This window comes from Alteromonas halophila (assembly GCF_014651815.1).
Lineage (GTDB): Bacteria > Pseudomonadota > Gammaproteobacteria > Enterobacterales > Alteromonadaceae > Alteromonas > Alteromonas halophila.
Genome location: NZ_BMXP01000003.1, coordinates 207,961 through 223,771, shown reverse-complemented (window position 1 = coordinate 223,771; position 15,811 = coordinate 207,961). Strand labels below are relative to the sequence as shown.

Genomic DNA, 15,811 nt, shown 5'->3' with positions numbered 1-15,811 from the left:
AGAATTATCCGGTGGCTGACCTATCTGATGTTTATGATGTTCGCGATGACGTCAGACTCGGTAGGCGAAATCATCAAGGAAGTGAAAGTCGCCTTTTCGGTAACCAATGCGCAGGCCAGTCTGATGCATTCGCTGCCCATGCTGGGTATTGCTATGTCGGGCCTGTTTCTGGGCTTTCTGGCCGATAAGATGGGCCGAAAGCCAACCATTATTCTTGGTCTGGCGGTATTCGGACTGGCTTGCTATAGCTTTCTGGTTGCCAACGACTTTGTGTTTATCGTCAGTTTAATGACCTTATCAGGCATTGCTGTTGGTATATTTAAAACCGGTGCGCTGGCGCTGATTGGCGATATATCCACCTCTACCCGTCAACACACGTCCACCATGAATGGCGCAGAGGCCTTTTTCGGGGTAGGCGCCATCATTGGCCCGCTGATTGTCGCATACCTGATCAATCAAGGGGTGGCGTGGCAGTGGCTTTATGTCATTGCCGGTGGGGTCTGCACGCTGCTTATAGTGATCGCACTGTGGGTGCGCTATCCGCGCTATATGCGGACCCACGCTGACGAAGCAGAAAGCGTTTCACTGCTACAAAGTCTGAAGCTGGTAAAAAATCCCTATGCACTGGGATTCTCAGTCGGCGCGTTTCTTTATGTTGCCGCGGAAAGTGCCATTTACGTCTGGATGCCAAGCTATCTGGTATGCGATGCAACCAGTTTGCGTGCTACCTACGACTGTTACAGCAGTGGTATGGCGCAGACGCTGGCAATTTATTCGGTCACGGCATTTTTTGTGTTGCGTGCAGCGGGTCGTTTTGTCGGTATATGGATGATGGCGCACTTCAACTGGGCTTTGGTACTGATGCTGTTTAGCGGTGCAATTGTCGTGTGCTTTTTTGCGGGTCTTGCGGGGGGCAAACATCTGGCGTTGTATCTGTTCCCGCTGTCGGGCATTTTTATGTCGGTCATCTATCCTACGTTTAACTCCAAGGGAATAAGTTGTTTTCCCAAGCATCAGCACGGCAGCATTGCCGGCGTGATCCTGTTTTTTACGGCCGCTGGCGCGGCGGCAGGCCCCCTTATTATGGGGCTGGTGAGTGACGCAATGGGCGGTGACGCAAAATATGGCTTTATAGTGGCCACCGTCTTTGCCGCATTACTGTTTGCCGGCTTGGTGTACAACTATCTGGCAGACCCCACAGCGGTACGTCTGCGGGAGATTGAAGCGCAGGAATACAAAGACGCCTGAGCATCTCGTTGCTACAACCCCACCCGGCCCCGGCGCTAAGGCTGCTCGTAAAGCTCCAGAGGCAAGCCGTCGGGGTCGGCAAAAAAGGTAAAACGCCGCTGCGTATAGGGATCAGTGCGTACCGGTTCACACGCCACGCCTTTTGCCGACAGGGCATCGATAACCGCCGTTAAATCGCTGACCCGGAATGCCAGATGACGCAGGCCCTGCGCCTCTGGCCGTGAGGGCCTGGGCGGCGCACCATCAAACGAAAATAATTCCAGCTGGCTGCCATCCGGTAAACCAATATCGCATTTATAGGAGTTACGCGCTGCCCGGTAGTTCTCATCGATAACGGGCAACGCCAGCACCTCGGTATAAAACGCTTTACTGCGCGCATAATCACTACAGATAATTGCCACATGGTGGATGCCGTCGAGTAATGCCATTTATGGTACTTCCTGACCGCGGGCACATTCCAGCAGTTCATACCAGTGTTCACGGGACAGCGAAATACCGGTTGCTTCACAACAGGCGGTAAGCCGTGATGGCGTTGTGGTGCCAACGACCGGCTGAATATTGGCAGGGTGTCTGCGCAACCAGGCAAGGACAATCGCTTCTGCGCTGACCCCATAGTCTGCGGCCAGTTGTTTAACCCGTTGCTGAGTTGCCCGGTCTGCATCAGAGGTTGGCTGCCCGCCGGTATAGCGTCCCTGGGCAAGGCTGCCCCACGCCTGTAGCTGCACATTATTCTGCATGCAGTATTCGAGGGTGCCTGACGCATACCCCATGTTGCGGTTATGCGGACTGTGGGTGGTAATACCATCTTCTATCCAGTCGCGGAATGCCAGGCTCATCTCTAACTGATTGGCAATGATTGGGGTAGCCAGCGCCGACTGTAAATAAGCAAGCTGATGGCCGTGCATGTTGGACACACCCACATGCTTAATCTTGCCTTCAGACTGCAAGTCAGCCAGGGTTCCTGCTACTTCTTCAAGTTGCATCAGCGGGTCGGGACGATGCAGAAATAAAATGTCCAGTTGTTCGATGGCCAGGCGGCGAAGACTGCCCTCAACTGAATGTTTGATCCAGCCGGCAGAGAAATCGTAACGTTTAGGTCCATGGGCATCGGCGAAGCGTATCGCGCACTTAGACTGAATGATCATAGCGTCTCTGAGCGAAGGGTCCGCTTTCAGAACCTCGCCAAAAACCGATTCTGCTTTGCCAAGCGTATAAATATCCGCATGGTCAAAAACAGTAATGCCAGCCTGAAGAGCGGTTTCGATGATTGAGCGGGCCTGACTGACATGGGACGCTGACAGCGGGCTTTCGTCCCAGCTTCCTCCTAGTCCCATACAACCATAAACAAGCGGGCTGGAAGCTGGAAAATAGTTTTGCATGTGATCCCCTTTGCCTTTATAACAACTATCGCGTAGCGCGGCAGTGTAGCATGTCGCAGGCTGGTATTCCCGGTACTCTTGTGAGAAAAATGCAAACCGGTGAGCCAGCGCTCAGCGAGTCTGTCGTGTGAAGTCACACAGCAGATCCTGCAGGCAAATAGCAATGGTGCTTTACTGCTGGTGAAACGTAGCCATTTTCCAGAGCCGGAGATTGTATGAGAGTAAAAACACCTTCCACTACGCTGACATTAGTCTGGTTGTTTGCACTGGCTATGCTGGTGGGTTGTACCAGCACGCCTGATAATATTAAACCGGTGACCAACTTCGACCTGAACCGGTATCTTGGAAAGTGGTATGAGATTGCCCGCCTTGATCATAGCTTTGAACGCGGGCTTTCGCAGATCACGGCCACTTACTCGCTGCGTGAAGGCGGCGGTATTAATGTCGTAAACCGGGGATATAACGACAGCGAAGGGGAATGGGAGACAGCAGAGGGTAAAGCATTCTTCGTAGACAGTGCGGATGTGGGGCACCTTAAAGTCTCTTTTTTTGGTCCGTTTTACGCCAGTTATGTGGTCATGGCGCTGGACAAGCAGGATTATCAGTACGCTATGGTGACCGGCCCCAATCGAGATTACCTGTGGATCCTGTCGCGAACACCCACGATGCAGGAACGGACCCTCAATGCCCTGCTTGCACAGGCAAAGAGTGCGGGATATCCGGTTGACGACCTGATTTATGTGACTCACTGATCGCAACTTAGTGGCGCTGCACGCGGCGTTGCTGTGCTATACTCGCGCTTTTTTGGCTAGGGGAATTCGTTGTGATTGAGCAAGCTGTGCGTGAGCGCGCCGAAGGGCAGTGTGAATTATGTCAGAGTCAGTTGCCACTGTCGTTGTATGCAATCCCTGATTCGCCCGTGCAGGATGCCGGCAGTACACTGGCCTTGTGTGAAACCTGCCAGATTCAGCTGAGTGGCGATCAGGCACCGGATATGAATCACTGGCGCTGTCTGAGTGATGCCATCTGGTCGACGGTGCCGGGTGTTCAGGTCGTCGCGTGGCGAATGTTACAACAGCTCAACAGTGAAGCCTGGGCTCAGGATCTCATCGACATTGCCTATCTGCAAGACGATGTCAGAGTCTGGGCAGAGGCCGGCCTTGCTGATGCTGACATGCCCTCAACCACTGACAGCAACGGTACGGTTCTTAACGCCGGTGACACGGTGCACCTGGTCAAAGACCTCCCGGTTAAAGGTGCGGGCTTTACCGCGAAGCGCGGTACCATGGTAAGAAACATCAGCCTCACCCAAAATCCGGACCATATCGAAGGCAAGGTTAACGGGACGCACATTGTGATCATTGCCGGCTATACCAAAAAAGTCTGATCAGTTTACACATGCTCATTTTCACCAGCGTAAAGTGGTATACTTCGGGTATTTTTATGACAAACGTAGTTGGATACCATTAGCTTATGCAGACACTGACCTTGCGTACCCCGGATGACTGGCACCTGCACTTTCGTGATGACGATATGCTGCCCGAAACTGTTCCTGCAACTGCACGTTGTTTTGCCCGTGCGATTGCCATGCCTAATCTGGTGCCGCCGGTAACCAATGCTGATCAGGCGATGGCATATCGCCAGCGCATTCTGGATGCCCGGCCACAGGGGAGTACCTTTGAGCCGCTGATGACCCTGTACCTGACAAATCAGACAACGCCACAGGATATCGTCGACGCTAAAGCGCGTGGTGTTGTTGCCTGTAAGCTTTATCCTGCCGGTGCGACAACGAACTCAGATGCCGCCGTGTCAGGTATTGAGGCGCTTTATCCGGTCTTTGAGACTATGCAGCGTGAAGGCGTTTTATTGCTTATTCACGGTGAGGTGACAGACAGTCATATTGATATTTTTGACCGCGAAAAAGCGTTTATTGATACCCATATGGCACCTATCGTGGCCGCTTTTCCAACCCTTAAGGTGGTGTTTGAACACATTACCACCGCCGATGCGGCAGACTTTGTTAAAGCCGGTGGAAGCAATGTCGCCGCTACTATTACGCCGCAACATTTATTGCTTAACCGCAATGATTTACTGGTGGGCGGGGTACGTCCACACAACTATTGTTTGCCAGTATTAAAGCGCAATACCCATCAGCAGGCGCTACGTGATGTAGTGGTCAGTGGCAATAAGCAATTTTTCTTAGGCACAGATTCAGCGCCCCATCCGCGTCACAAGAAGGAAAATGCCTGTGGTTGTGCAGGCTGCTACAGTGCATGGAGTGCAATTGAACTGTATGCACAGGTTTTCGATGAGCTGGGCGTGCTGGATAAGCTGGAAGCGTTTGCCAGTGAAAATGGCGCCGACTTTTACGGACTTGAACGCAATACTACCACGATTACGCTACAGAGAACGGCCTGGCAGGTACCGGAGAAAGTGACGCTGGCGGACGGTACGGATATGGTACCTTTCTTTGCAGGGAATACCCTGCAATGGAAACTGCAGAGCGCTTTCGATACCCCATGAAGTGGCTGACGGGGACACTGCTTGCAGCGTGCCTGCTAATAGCGACGAGTGCTGCGGCAACGGTGAAGGTAATGGTGTCACCGATGCCGGTCTTCAGCGAAGTGAACGCAAGTCACGTTTCTGGCTACTCGGTCAGCCTCAGCAAAGGTATTCTGGCTGAGGCTGGCATGGATGCGAGTGTTGAAGCCGTGCCCTTTGCCCGGATGCTGGCAAACCTTCGGCGAGAGGAAGAGGTGCTGGCTTCAGCCGTAGTCCGGCTACCTGAAAGAGAAGAAGATTTCTACTGGATAACCCCTGTATCTGCAAACCGGGTCACGTTTTATGTAAAGCAAAGTCACCCGCTTGCAAACACCAGTTCTCCCTCCTTTTCAAATGTCAGTAGCGCCGCAGTGCGCCGTGGTGATTACCGGACATCCCTGTTGCGCGACCATGGGGTGGAAAACCTGATGGAAGTCAATAACTGGACGCAGGCCATTGAAGCGGTGCAGAAAGGCCGTGTAGACGGCCTTTTATTTTCAGATATTGGTATGTCCATTCGGTGCAAAACCGCAAAGATGAATTGTGATGATCTTGTCCCGGTTATGAAGCTTGACATGACCTACAGTTACCTGGTACTGCCCCGCACACCAGCGTTGGCTGATCTTGCAGCGCGGCTGTCACAGGCGGCCATAACGTTCAAACAGTCTGAAAAGTTTCGCAACCTGGTGAATACGACACTGCCCAGACTATCTGCGCTGGGAGTGGAGGCGAGTGAGAGTGAAGGGATAGTGAGTTTTAGCGGGCCGTTGCGACTTAATGCTGAAGACTTATGGGTCATGGCAGACCAGGTCCCCTTTTTCAGTGAACGTAACAGCGAAGGCGACGTCACAGGGTATGCAGTTGAATTAGTCAGGGCCATACTGGATGAGGCCGGGCTGGATACGCCGGTTCTTTCTGCCCCCTGGGATCGCATTGCCAAAGAATCACTCAAGCCGAATGTCATGGCATTTTCGGTCGCAAGAACCGCAGAGCGTGAATCTCAGTATCACTGGATAACACCCATTACCCGCAATATGCATGGGCTCTACAGCCTTAGCGGGCAACGGTTTGACAGCTTTAAGGACGTGCCAGTTAAGCGAGCAGTCGCTGTACTTACCAACGACTATCGCGAACAGATAGCGCGTGAAGCAGGATTTGAGGTGCATGAGTTTGATACCTGGGAAGCGGCTACAACCGCTTTACTGGAGGGCGATGTTGATTATTTGTTTGGTTCCAGAGGGGCGGTAGATAGTGCCTGCCAGGCGCTTGTTGCTGCCTGCGAGGGGATCCGTCTAGCGGCGACTTATCGCCTGATTACTACCTATCTCGTTCTTTCGAAAGCGCAGACTGAGCCAGCGCTGGTTGAGCGCCTCAAGGCTGCTTCTGTAAAAGTAAAACAGGCTCCGGAATTTACGCGCTGGGCAGAGGCCTGGGGCAAGAAACTTAATAATGTTGTTGGCGGATCTCACCACATGAAGGACGGCGTGATCCAGCTATGGAGTGAACAGGAATAACCATGCAGTCTTTTTCTTCTTTACCACTTGATAGCGCGGTCATTGAGGCCCTGAGCCGCAATGGCATCACTGCGCCGTCACCTATTCAGCAAGCCAGTCTGGAGCACGCTCTTACCGGCAGGGATATTCAGGGTATGGCACAGACCGGCAGTGGTAAAACGCTGTGCTTTGCACTGCCCATTGTAAACAAGCTTAATCCGTCGCTACGGCGTCCGCAGGCCGTTATTCTATGCCCGACGCGCGAGCTGGCGGCACAGGTGGCCGAGCAATGCCGGATGGTGGCCAGTCATATCCCGAATATTAAGGTGCTGACTTTATGCGGAGGTCAGCCAATGGGGCCCGACATTCAGTCGCTTAAACACGGGTGTCATATTGTTGTAGGTACACCGGGCAGACTGGCTGAGCACCTTGAGAAACGACGCCTGGATCTCAGTCAGGTTACTACCCGTGTGCTTGATGAAGCCGACCGCATGCTGGATATGGGTTTTATCGACAGTGTCGACGCGATTTTTGCAGCCACGCCGAATGACGCTCAAAGTTTATTTTTTTCAGCGACCTTCCCCGAGCCACTGGCAAAACTGGCCCATCGCTATCAGCTCGACCCGGAAGTGATCAGTGTCACGGAATCATCGGCGCCGCCGGCGATCAGCGAAGTGGCCTACCATGTTCTTAGCCATACCCGCGAACAGTCGCTAAAGGCCGTACTCACCCATTATAAACCGAGCACCGCGATGGTATTTTGTAACACCCGTCAGCAGGTTGTCGAGGTGGTTGCCTCGTTAACGCAGGAGGGCTTTGTAGCGGCAGGGCTGCAGGGCGATATGGAGCAGCATGCACGCAATGCGGTACTGATGCAGTTTGAACTGGGCGCGCTACAGGTACTGGTCGCGACCGATGTCGCGGCCCGGGGACTGGATATCAGCAGTGTTGACTGCGTTATCAATTACACCTTAAGTGAAGACATGGACACCCACACGCATCGCGTCGGGCGCACCGCCCGGGCCGGTGAAACCGGACAGGCAGTCTCACTGATTGTCGATGACGATTTGTTACGCATTGAGCAACTTGCAGAGCGGCTGAAACGGGACATTCCGGTAAAAGGCGCGCAAGCATTACGCTTTCATAAAAACCGAATTGTCATGCCCGACTATACCGCGATCATGCTGGGGGCGGGTAAAAAGCAGAAGCTGCGGCCCGGCGATATATTGGGAGCGTTAACCCAGGAAGCCGGTATTCCCGGGGATGATATCGGTAAAATCGCGGTGCGCAACAGTCAGAGCTTCGTGGCGGTAAAAACCAGAAGCGTTAAACGGGCAATGGCTCAGTTTCGGGAAGGTAAAATTAAAGGCAAAAAGGTACGGGCCCGGAAGCTGGCATAGCCACGCTGGCCGTGTTTGATAGCGCAGTAAACACATAAACAACTATCTGGCTGAGAGGAAACATGCAGGGTGAAACTGATTTAACCGCCTTACTCAGGGGATTATCGCCAGTACTGGACAACCAGCAGTATACCTTTGTCTCTGTGGCTGATAAGCAGGCCTTGTTACCTGTGATTGACGACGTGCGCGGGCTGTTTGTAGAGAAAGAAGGGGTAACCCTGATTGTGCCGTTGGCGGTCGCTGCCAGAGAGGGATGGCAATCTGCGGGCGTATTTAACTGCATTACCTGTAATGTGCATTCCAGCCTGGATGCCGTGGGCATGACTGCAGCAATATCCGCTGCCCTGACTGAGGCAGGGATAAGTGCAAATGTGGTGGCCGCTTATTATCACGACCACCTGTTCGTTCCGGTGCAGCAGGCCGATGCGGCGCTCAGTGCCCTGGCGACACTCAGCGCCTCCTGATTACCAGATCTTTACACGCTCTTCGGGTGGCAGGTACAGCGCATCATCCTTACTGACGTCAAAGGCTTTATAAAACTCAGGCACGTTTCGTACTGAACCGTTGGCACGGAAGTGTGCCGGTGAGTGTGTGTCAGTCTGAATACGGCTGCGCAGTGCTTCGTTACGGTACTTCACTGCCCAAACCTGACCAAAACCAATAAACACACGCTGATCGCCGGTAAAGCCATCAAGTACTGGCGCTTCCTCGCCGTCCAGCGACATGTGATACGCTTTCAGCGCAATGCTGATGCCACCGAGGTCGCCAATGTTTTCACCCAGCGTGTATTCGCCATTGACGAATAAACCCGGCAGTGCTTCAAACTCATTGTACTGACTCACCAGTTCACCGGTACGTGCTTCAAATTCCTCGCGGTCCTGATCCGTCCACCAGTTACGCAACACGCCGTCACCGTCGAAGGTTGAGCCGGAGTCATCGAAGCCGTGACCGATTTCATGACCGATAACGGCGCCAATGCCGCCATAGTTAACTGCGTCTTCTGCGTCCATGTCGAAAAACGGCGGTTGCAGGATGGCAGCCGGGAATACGATTTCGTTCATGGTCGGGTTATAGTAAGCGTTTACGGTTTGCGGTGTCATTGACCACTCATGGGTCCAGACAGGGCCGCCCTGTTTTTCCAGCATTTCTGCGTACTGCGTATCGGCAGAGCGTTTGAGGTTGCCGTACAGGTCATCAGCCGCGACGGTCAAATCCGAATAATCTTTCCACTTATCCGGGTAACCAATTTTCACTGTGAACTTGGATAACTTATCCAGCGCCTGTGCGCGGGTATCGTCGGTCATCCAGTCCAGCTCCTGAATGCTGTCTTTATAAGCCAGCAGCAGGTTGTCGACCATTTCCATCATGCGTGCTTTCGCTTCCGGCGGGAAATGCTTTTTCACATAGACTTTGCCAATGACCTCACCGACGTGCTGGTTTACGACATCAACGGCACGGCGCCAGCGTTCGCGAGGTTCTTCCACGCCGTTCAGCGTTTTGTGGTAAAACGCGAAGTTAGCATTGTCAAAGTCTTCACTTAAGCGGGTAGCAGAGGCATTAATAAGTCCCCATTTCAAAAACGTTTTCCAGTCTTCCAGGCTGGTCTTCTGAATCAGACCATCCAGCTGCTTCATGAAATCTGTCTGCAGAATGACAAGGTTACTTACGTCCTGAAGCTCCGCCTGCGTAAGAAACGCATTCCAGTCGAAATTAGGCATCAGCGAGGAGAGCTCACTAATCGCGACTTTGTTGTAGTTAGATGCCCAGTCCCGGGTCTGCTCTTTTTTCATATGCAGTTTGGCGATTTGGGTTTCCAGTGCCATCAGCATCTGCGCTTTTTCAGCTGGCTGCTCAAGCCCTGCCAGAGACAGCATCTTTTCAATATGACTGACATAAGCGGTGCGGATCTCTTCTGAGGCATCATCGTCTTTAAAGTAGTAGTCACGCTCTGGTAAACCCAGTCCGGCCTGCCAGGTGTAGATCATATATTCTTTCGGTGATTTAAAATCGGGCACCTGACCAATTGCGATTGGCGTGCCAAAGCCGTAGCGGTTGGCATACGCAAAATAGGACGCCAGTTCACTGCGATCTTTAATGGCCTCAATCATGGCCATATCGTCGCTAAGCGGTTTGACGCCCAGCGCGTTACGGGTTTCCATATCCATATAAGACTGGTAGAAGTCACCCACTTTTTGCTCGTTCGAACCTTTCTCGAAATCGCCCTCGGCGGAATTTTTAATAATAGCCATGACATCGTCCTGCGCGTCATCTCGCAAAATCGTGAAGCTGCCATAGCGGGACTTGTCGGCTGGAATCGTCGTGTTGTCTATCCAGTTGCCATTAACGTAAGCAAAGAAGTCGTCACCGGGATCGACACTAAGATTCATGTTTTCCCGAATAATGCCGGAGTCGAGTTGTATTGTTTGAGCGGCAGATTGCTGTGCCTGTTCAGTACTGTCTGATTGTGATGTCGTTGTTGCAGACTGAGGGCTGCATGCCGTCAGTGCGAGGGTAACACTGAGCGCAAGTAGAGATTTATACATAGTATTTCCTGTAAAAAAGCGTAGCGGACGGAAGCAGGCTGGTTGCGCATCAGTCCGGATCGTTCAGGCAGTGCCCGTAACTGCCGTGCACCGATCACCTCAGACGTTAAGTGGCAGAGATTAAACCGATACGGCCTGGACACAGATTTTTCGCAGCTAATATTTGCACGCAGAACGCGTGATAGAAAGCAAAACGGCAAAAATTACACATGTTGTAACAACTTAGCGGGAACCCTGATATATTGGCTAAAACCCAAACTGGCAATGAGGTCACAAGTGAGTGCAACAAGTCTGGCACTGGTAATGTATATCGTCTGGACCGTCCTGCTGATTTTTATGCTGGTCGGTTGCCGTGCGATGCTGGTTATAGCAGAAAACCGTTCGGTGAAATTTAATGCCGATGGCAGTGATGTCGGGCAAAGAGGTCTGCGGATTACCCGTGCCCATGCCAATTGCGTGGAAAGCAGTGTCATTATAGTGGGTACGTTGTTACTCGCCATTGCGCTTCAGCAGCAAGCCGTCACCGATCCGCTTGCCTATACGCTCATCGCCTGCCGGGTTGTGCAGTCACTGGTGCATATCAGCTCTGGTGCTGTATGGGCCATTGCCATCCGGGGTGTTGCCTTTCTGGCGCAACTGGTCATTTGTCTGTACTGGCTTGCTATGATGGCGGGCGTTAGCTAACTGTGCATCGTCAAGTGCAAGGCGTGCAATGGCGCAACGTTACGCGGAGGAAAGAGAATGAATGAAGGTTACTGCGCAGTGTCGACGTGTGATTATGCCGATGCACTGCCGCGTGAGCAGTTTATGGATTACCAGATTGCCGGTCTGTGGCGAGCGATCCCCAGAATATCGGGGCCGGCGTTCACGGTAAAATGTGAAGCAGGTGATCATCTGATGCTGCATGCGGCCATTTACCGGGCGAACCCGGGCGATGTCATTGTCGTTGAAGCGGATGATCGATTTGCGCTGGCGGGCGGCAATGTCTGTGCAATAGCGCAGCAGCGCGGCATAAGGGGTTTTGTGATTGATGGCGCAATCCGGGATGTAGTGGAAGTCCGTGACATGCAGTTTCCGGTTTATGCCCGTGGTGTCATTCCCAAACCAGGCGCAAAGAAAAAAATTTCTCCACTCAATGAGCCGGTTCAGTGCGGCGGGGTGACCGTTAACCCTGGCGATATCATCGTGGCCGATGAAGAAGGTATCGCCGTGCTGCCTAAAGAAAAGGCGGATGAAGCCCTTGCCATAGCAAAAAAACGCGCCGAGCATGATGCGTCGGTGTCACTGGATGAATGGCAGGCGCAGCACCGTGAAAAAGTAGAAAGTGCGTTAAAGTCACTTGGCTGGCAGGACTGACGCTGCATAAACAATCCGTTATGATTACGCCGGTCTGACACAGCCATAGTTAACGTCGGTGTTTTTTTGCCTGCACGTAAGATTTGGCCGCTACATTATCGGGGTATTATGTTTTCTTTTTTCGAACGGCTGACGCAGCCGTTTCCCAGTGAATCGCCTTCCGAGCCACCTAAAGGGCTGGTGGCGTTTTGCCGCTACTACACCAAAGGCATGTGGCGCATCATCGCCGTGGTTTCTCTGATCAGCGCCATCGTCGCGGTGCTTGAAGTGGCGCTGTTTGGATTTTTGGGGCAACTGGTGGACTGGTTTGCCGAATCAGACCGGTCAACCTTTATCGCCCAGGAAAAATGGACACTCATCGGCATGGGTGCAGTGGTGCTGGTGTTTATTCCCGGTTTTATTTTACTGCGCTCGCTGTTCAGCCGTCAGTCGCTGATGGGCAACTATCCCATGCGTATCCGCTGGCAGGCGCACCGTTATCTGCTCAGTCAGAGCCTGACCTTCTTCCACAATGAGTTTGCAGGCAGGGTTGCTACCAAAGTCATGCAAACCGCACTGTCTGTGCGCGAAACCGTGACCAAGCTGCTGGATTTGATGGTCTACATCAGCGTGTATTTTGTGTCGATGGTGGTGCTTATCTTTGCCACAGACTGGCGTCTGGCCATGCCACTTGTTATCTGGTTTGGGGTGTATGTGTTTATCCTGCGTCAGTTGGTGCCCCGCCTTAAAAAAGTGTCACAGCGTCAGGCTGATGCGCGGTCTATGATGACTGGAAGAATTGTTGACAGCTACACCAATATCACCACAGTTAAGCTGTTCTCGCACAGCCGCCGGGAAGCTGATTACGCCCGTGAAAGTATGGATGGCTTTTTAAAAACGGTGTATCCGCAAATGCGTCTGGTCACGGTACTGGAGTTTGCGGTGGAAATGGCTAATGCCATTCTTATCTTTGCAATTGGTGCAATGTCAGTCTGGTTGTGGCTGGACAATATTGTCAGCCCCGGTGATATCGCCGTCGCAATAAGTTTATGCCTGAGGCTGAACGGCATGTCGCACTGGATCATGTGGGAAGTGACAGCGCTGTTTGAAAACTTAGGCACCGTACAGGACGGTATTAACACGCTGGCGCAGCCTGTTACGGTAAAAGATAAGTCAGATGCAACGCCGTTGTCAGTAAAAGGTGGCGGTATTGAATTTTCCGCTATTCATTTTGCCTACCGGGGCGCCCATGACAAGCCAATCAATGTGTTTGATAACCTGAATATCAACATCAAGCCTGGTGAAAAGGTCGGTCTGGTCGGGCGTTCGGGCGCCGGTAAGTCGACGCTGGTTAACCTGTTAATGCGGTTTTATGATGTTCAGCAGGGCGATATTTTCATTGACGGGCAGCGTATCGCAGACGTGCCGCAGGAAACGTTGCGCGAGAAAATCAGCATGGTCACGCAGGACACATCACTCATGCACCGTTCAGTGCGTGACAATATTCTTTATGGTCGCACCGATGCCAGCGAAGCGGACATGATCGCCGCGGCGAAACAGGCTGAAGCCCATGAGTTTATTTTGTCACTGACCGACAACGAAGGGCGCACCGGCTATGATGCCCACGTTGGTGAGCGTGGCGTTAAGCTCTCCGGTGGGCAGCGTCAGCGTATCGCGATTGCCCGAGTGCTGCTTAAAGATGCGCCCATTCTTATTCTGGACGAAGCCACATCGGCGCTGGATTCAGAAGTGGAAGCAGCCATTCAGGCCTGCCTGGAGAAAGTCATGCAGGATAAAACCGTGATGGCAATTGCTCACCGGCTGTCGACCATTGCGAAGATGGATCGGCTACTGGTGCTGGACGAGGGCAAAATTGTCGAAGCGGGCACTCATGCCGAGTTACTTGAGCGCGAGGGGATTTATGCGCGCTTGTGGGCCCACCAGACCGGCGGCTTTATCGGAGTAGACTAACGCCAGAGGCCATGGCATTGTAATGAAACGACGTAGCGGAGTAGCAGTATGTTGAAAAGGATATCAGTCTTAGTTGCGGTACTGGCGCTAGGGGGCTGTTCAGCATTATCGTCAGACACGGCGCAATTACAGTCCACGTCACCCGCCTGGTATCCGGAATATACGGTGCCAGCGCCCGATGCGGAGGCAGTGACACAGATCCAAGACATTACTGAGCTGACAGAGGTGCAAAAGCGCGCGTTTCATGACTGGTCATCGGCGGTTGAAAACAGGGCGTTGACTCCAGCCCAGCGTGTCGATGAATTTTTGCAAAGCAGTATCTGGGGCTTTGATTTCCGGGGCGAAACTTTCACGGCGTCGCATGCGATGCAGGAAAATGCCGGTAACTGTTTGTCGCTCGCGCTGCTTACCGCTGCACTGGCGCAGGAAGCGGGGGTAAATATCAGCTTTCAGGAAGACATGTCTAACCCTATTTTCAAGCAAAAAGGTTCGACTATGTTGATGGCTAAACATGTCAGAGCCATCTTGCGGGATCGTGAAGCAGACTTGGCCGACCAACCACATAAAAAGCCGAAGAAGATTTATATCGACTACTATTCGGGAAAAATACACGGTGACATGGTGAGCAAAAACGCGCTGCTGGCCATGTTTTACCGCAATAAGACAGCAGAGTCGCTGGTAAAGGAGGCAAACAGGCTGGCACTGTTTTATGCCGATAAAGCCTGGCAACTGGATAGGCGTGCCGCTGACAGTATTAACCTGATGGCGGTCGTGCTTGGCCGGGTGGGGCAACCGGATGCGGCCGGACAGTTTTACCGTTTCGCCATCGAAAACAGCTATGACAATCTGATGTTGCGCGAAAACTATATTGCCTACCTTGAGCGCCATGACCGGCATGATGAAGCCCGGCAAATTGCGGCAAGCATCGATGATGCGGTCGACAGCAACCCTTATAACTGGGTATGGCGAGCCCGGGAGGCGCTTAGAAATGACGATATCAGTCTGGCGAAAACACTTTATTTAAAGGCAAAAGATGTCGCCCCCTATCTGGTGGAGCCTTATCATGGGCTGGCCAACGTGTATGTGGAGAAAAAACAATACAACCAGGCTGTGGACGCACTGAATACCGCCTTGCAAAAAACCTGGGATGACCAGGAAAAGCAGCAATATGAGGATAAGCTGCTGGTGCTGACCACGCTGCTTAATGATAGGTAATCGATAGGCTGAGACCGTCCTTAACCGCTATTGTAGTTACGCCATGAAATTCCAGAATAATGATGGCGTAACTCCTTAGAAGTGCGGTGCCGCAGCGACGCGCACTTACCTTACTATTCCGCCATTAAGTAACAGGCACTCGCCCTTAAGTCGGCTGCAAAAGGTTACCTGCACCACGACCTCACTGCTTAACGATTCAGTGCTTTTCTGACAAGCAAGTAGGTAACGGCAATTAGTGCGCCGACAATCAAAAGTGAGACTAAAGAGGCGCCGTCAGCATTGCCTTTATTCGCCAGACAAAGTAGCAGAAGACCCGTTGTTATACTCACCGTCAGGCAGACTATTTCTTTAAGTACTGGCATGTTTAAGCTCTTCCTTCAGCACCCGATGATTCAGGCTTATTCTTCTGTCCATACCACGCCCAACAAATATGCTAATGCCGCCCCGGCCCCGCCAGCCGCTGCGCCTGCAGGCCCACCTGCACTCCCGGCGACAATCCCGCCGATGGTGACCGCTGCAAGGTCGCCGGCCTCAAAATCGCCCCAGCAATGCTCTGCACAGCCACCATTTACATTTATTAGTTCGTTAAGCTGTAAATCTCTCATAGTTAATATCCTTTTAAAAAAACGCTGATCCATTCAGCGCTACTAAGTTTCGCTGAACAGGAGAGGGAGCGCTACTGTACT

General features: G+C 52.5%; 16 protein-coding genes. 11 read left to right on the top strand and 5 right to left on the bottom strand.

Annotation, left to right across the window (positions count from 1 at the left end):
- Positions 1-27 precede the first annotated feature (27 nt).
- Positions 28-1,248, top strand: coding sequence for an MFS transporter (locus tag IE054_RS08120; RefSeq protein WP_189405773.1), 1,221 nt, complete (start codon positions 28-30; stop codon positions 1,246-1,248).
- A gap of 35 nt (positions 1,249-1,283) precedes the next feature.
- Here the strand turns inward: IE054_RS08120 and gloA2 are convergent, their stop codons facing one another.
- Together gloA2 and IE054_RS08110 are read right to left on the bottom strand one after the other, a co-directional pair.
- Positions 1,284-1,676, bottom strand: coding sequence for an SMU1112c/YaeR family gloxylase I-like metalloprotein (gloA2, locus tag IE054_RS08115; RefSeq protein WP_189405173.1), 393 nt, complete (start codon positions 1,674-1,676; stop codon positions 1,284-1,286).
- Complete coding sequence (locus tag IE054_RS08110; protein WP_189405171.1) at positions 1,677-2,627, bottom strand: aldo/keto reductase; 951 nt, start codon at positions 2,625-2,627, stop codon at positions 1,677-1,679. It lies immediately after the preceding gene.
- 215 nt (positions 2,628-2,842) lie between these two features.
- Here IE054_RS08110 and IE054_RS08105 point away from each other — a divergent pair, with 215 nt between their 5' ends.
- From IE054_RS08105 to IE054_RS08080, 6 genes are all read left to right on the top strand, one after another.
- Positions 2,843-3,379: a lipocalin family protein gene (locus IE054_RS08105; protein WP_189405169.1), complete on the top strand. Its 537-nt coding sequence runs from the start codon at positions 2,843-2,845 to the stop codon at positions 3,377-3,379.
- 71 nt (positions 3,380-3,450) lie between these two features.
- The gene (locus tag IE054_RS08100) at positions 3,451-4,014 is read left to right on the top strand and encodes a PhnA domain-containing protein (RefSeq protein WP_189405167.1); all 564 of its coding nucleotides are present in this window, start codon (positions 3,451-3,453) and stop codon (positions 4,012-4,014) included.
- Between the two features lie 86 nt (positions 4,015-4,100).
- Complete coding sequence (pyrC, locus tag IE054_RS08095) at positions 4,101-5,150, top strand: dihydroorotase (RefSeq protein ID WP_189405165.1); 1,050 nt, start codon at positions 4,101-4,103, stop codon at positions 5,148-5,150.
- The gene (locus IE054_RS08090) at positions 5,117-6,682 is read left to right on the top strand and encodes a substrate-binding periplasmic protein (protein WP_189405163.1); all 1,566 of its coding nucleotides are present in this window, start codon (positions 5,117-5,119) and stop codon (positions 6,680-6,682) included. The genes pyrC and IE054_RS08090 overlap by 34 nt, the downstream gene beginning before the upstream one ends.
- A 2-nt stretch (positions 6,683-6,684) precedes the next feature.
- Positions 6,685-8,061, top strand: a complete 1,377-nt coding sequence (gene dbpA, locus IE054_RS08085; protein ID WP_229805041.1) for an ATP-dependent RNA helicase DbpA — start codon at positions 6,685-6,687, stop codon at positions 8,059-8,061.
- A gap of 62 nt (positions 8,062-8,123) precedes the next feature.
- Positions 8,124-8,525: an ACT domain-containing protein gene (locus tag IE054_RS08080; RefSeq protein ID WP_189405161.1), complete on the top strand. Its 402-nt coding sequence runs from the start codon at positions 8,124-8,126 to the stop codon at positions 8,523-8,525.
- On the opposite strand, the gene IE054_RS08075 is transcribed toward IE054_RS08080, so the two are convergent.
- Positions 8,526-10,604, bottom strand: a complete 2,079-nt coding sequence (locus IE054_RS08075; RefSeq protein ID WP_189405160.1) for a M13 family metallopeptidase — start codon at positions 10,602-10,604, stop codon at positions 8,526-8,528. It lies immediately after the preceding gene.
- A 276-nt stretch (positions 10,605-10,880) separates the two neighbouring features.
- On the opposite strand from IE054_RS08075, the gene IE054_RS08070 reads away from it, so the two are divergent.
- The 4 genes from IE054_RS08070 (at position 10,881) to IE054_RS08055 (ending at position 15,125) form a co-directional block, all read left to right on the top strand.
- The gene (locus tag IE054_RS08070) at positions 10,881-11,288 is read left to right on the top strand and encodes an MAPEG family protein (RefSeq protein ID WP_189405159.1); all 408 of its coding nucleotides are present in this window, start codon (positions 10,881-10,883) and stop codon (positions 11,286-11,288) included.
- Between the two features lie 57 nt (positions 11,289-11,345).
- Positions 11,346-11,960, top strand: a complete 615-nt coding sequence (locus IE054_RS08065) for an RraA family protein (protein ID WP_189405158.1) — start codon at positions 11,346-11,348, stop codon at positions 11,958-11,960.
- A gap of 108 nt (positions 11,961-12,068) precedes the next feature.
- Complete coding sequence (locus IE054_RS08060; RefSeq protein ID WP_189405157.1) at positions 12,069-13,910, top strand: ABC transporter ATP-binding protein; 1,842 nt, start codon at positions 12,069-12,071, stop codon at positions 13,908-13,910.
- A gap of 48 nt (positions 13,911-13,958) precedes the next feature.
- Positions 13,959-15,125, top strand: a complete 1,167-nt coding sequence (locus tag IE054_RS08055; protein ID WP_189405156.1) for a tetratricopeptide repeat protein — start codon at positions 13,959-13,961, stop codon at positions 15,123-15,125.
- A gap of 188 nt (positions 15,126-15,313) precedes the next feature.
- Here IE054_RS08055 and IE054_RS08050 read toward each other — a convergent pair whose 3' ends face one another.
- Positions 15,314-15,487: a hypothetical protein gene (locus IE054_RS08050; protein ID WP_189405155.1), complete on the bottom strand. Its 174-nt coding sequence runs from the start codon at positions 15,485-15,487 to the stop codon at positions 15,314-15,316.
- Positions 15,488-15,523: 36 nt separating this feature from the next.
- The gene (locus IE054_RS08045; protein ID WP_189405154.1) at positions 15,524-15,730 is read right to left on the bottom strand and encodes a Blp family class II bacteriocin; all 207 of its coding nucleotides are present in this window, start codon (positions 15,728-15,730) and stop codon (positions 15,524-15,526) included.
- Positions 15,731-15,811 lie beyond the last annotated feature (81 nt).

Bases quoted from the DNA above. Each gene is read 5' to 3' on its own strand.
- IE054_RS08120 (WP_189405773.1), top strand. From the start codon at position 28: ATGTTTATGATGTTCGCGATGACGTCAGACTCGGTAGGCGAAATCATC.
- gloA2 (WP_189405173.1), bottom strand. From the start codon at position 1,676: ATGGCATTACTCGACGGCATCCACCATGTGGCAATTATCTGTAGTGAT.
- IE054_RS08110 (WP_189405171.1), bottom strand. From the start codon at position 2,627: ATGCAAAACTATTTTCCAGCTTCCAGCCCGCTTGTTTATGGTTGTATG.
- IE054_RS08105 (WP_189405169.1), top strand. From the start codon at position 2,843: ATGAGAGTAAAAACACCTTCCACTACGCTGACATTAGTCTGGTTGTTT.
- pyrC (WP_189405165.1), top strand. From the start codon at position 4,101: ATGCAGACACTGACCTTGCGTACCCCGGATGACTGGCACCTGCACTTT.
- IE054_RS08090 (WP_189405163.1), top strand. From the start codon at position 5,117: ATGGAAACTGCAGAGCGCTTTCGATACCCCATGAAGTGGCTGACGGGG.
- dbpA (WP_229805041.1), top strand. From the start codon at position 6,685: ATGCAGTCTTTTTCTTCTTTACCACTTGATAGCGCGGTCATTGAGGCC.
- IE054_RS08080 (WP_189405161.1), top strand. From the start codon at position 8,124: ATGCAGGGTGAAACTGATTTAACCGCCTTACTCAGGGGATTATCGCCA.
- IE054_RS08075 (WP_189405160.1), bottom strand. From the start codon at position 10,604: ATGTATAAATCTCTACTTGCGCTCAGTGTTACCCTCGCACTGACGGCA.
- IE054_RS08065 (WP_189405158.1), top strand. From the start codon at position 11,346: ATGAATGAAGGTTACTGCGCAGTGTCGACGTGTGATTATGCCGATGCA.
- IE054_RS08060 (WP_189405157.1), top strand. From the start codon at position 12,069: ATGTTTTCTTTTTTCGAACGGCTGACGCAGCCGTTTCCCAGTGAATCG.
- IE054_RS08055 (WP_189405156.1), top strand. From the start codon at position 13,959: ATGTTGAAAAGGATATCAGTCTTAGTTGCGGTACTGGCGCTAGGGGGC.
- IE054_RS08050 (WP_189405155.1), bottom strand. From the start codon at position 15,487: ATGCCAGTACTTAAAGAAATAGTCTGCCTGACGGTGAGTATAACAACG.
- IE054_RS08045 (WP_189405154.1), bottom strand. From the start codon at position 15,730: ATGAGAGATTTACAGCTTAACGAACTAATAAATGTAAATGGTGGCTGT.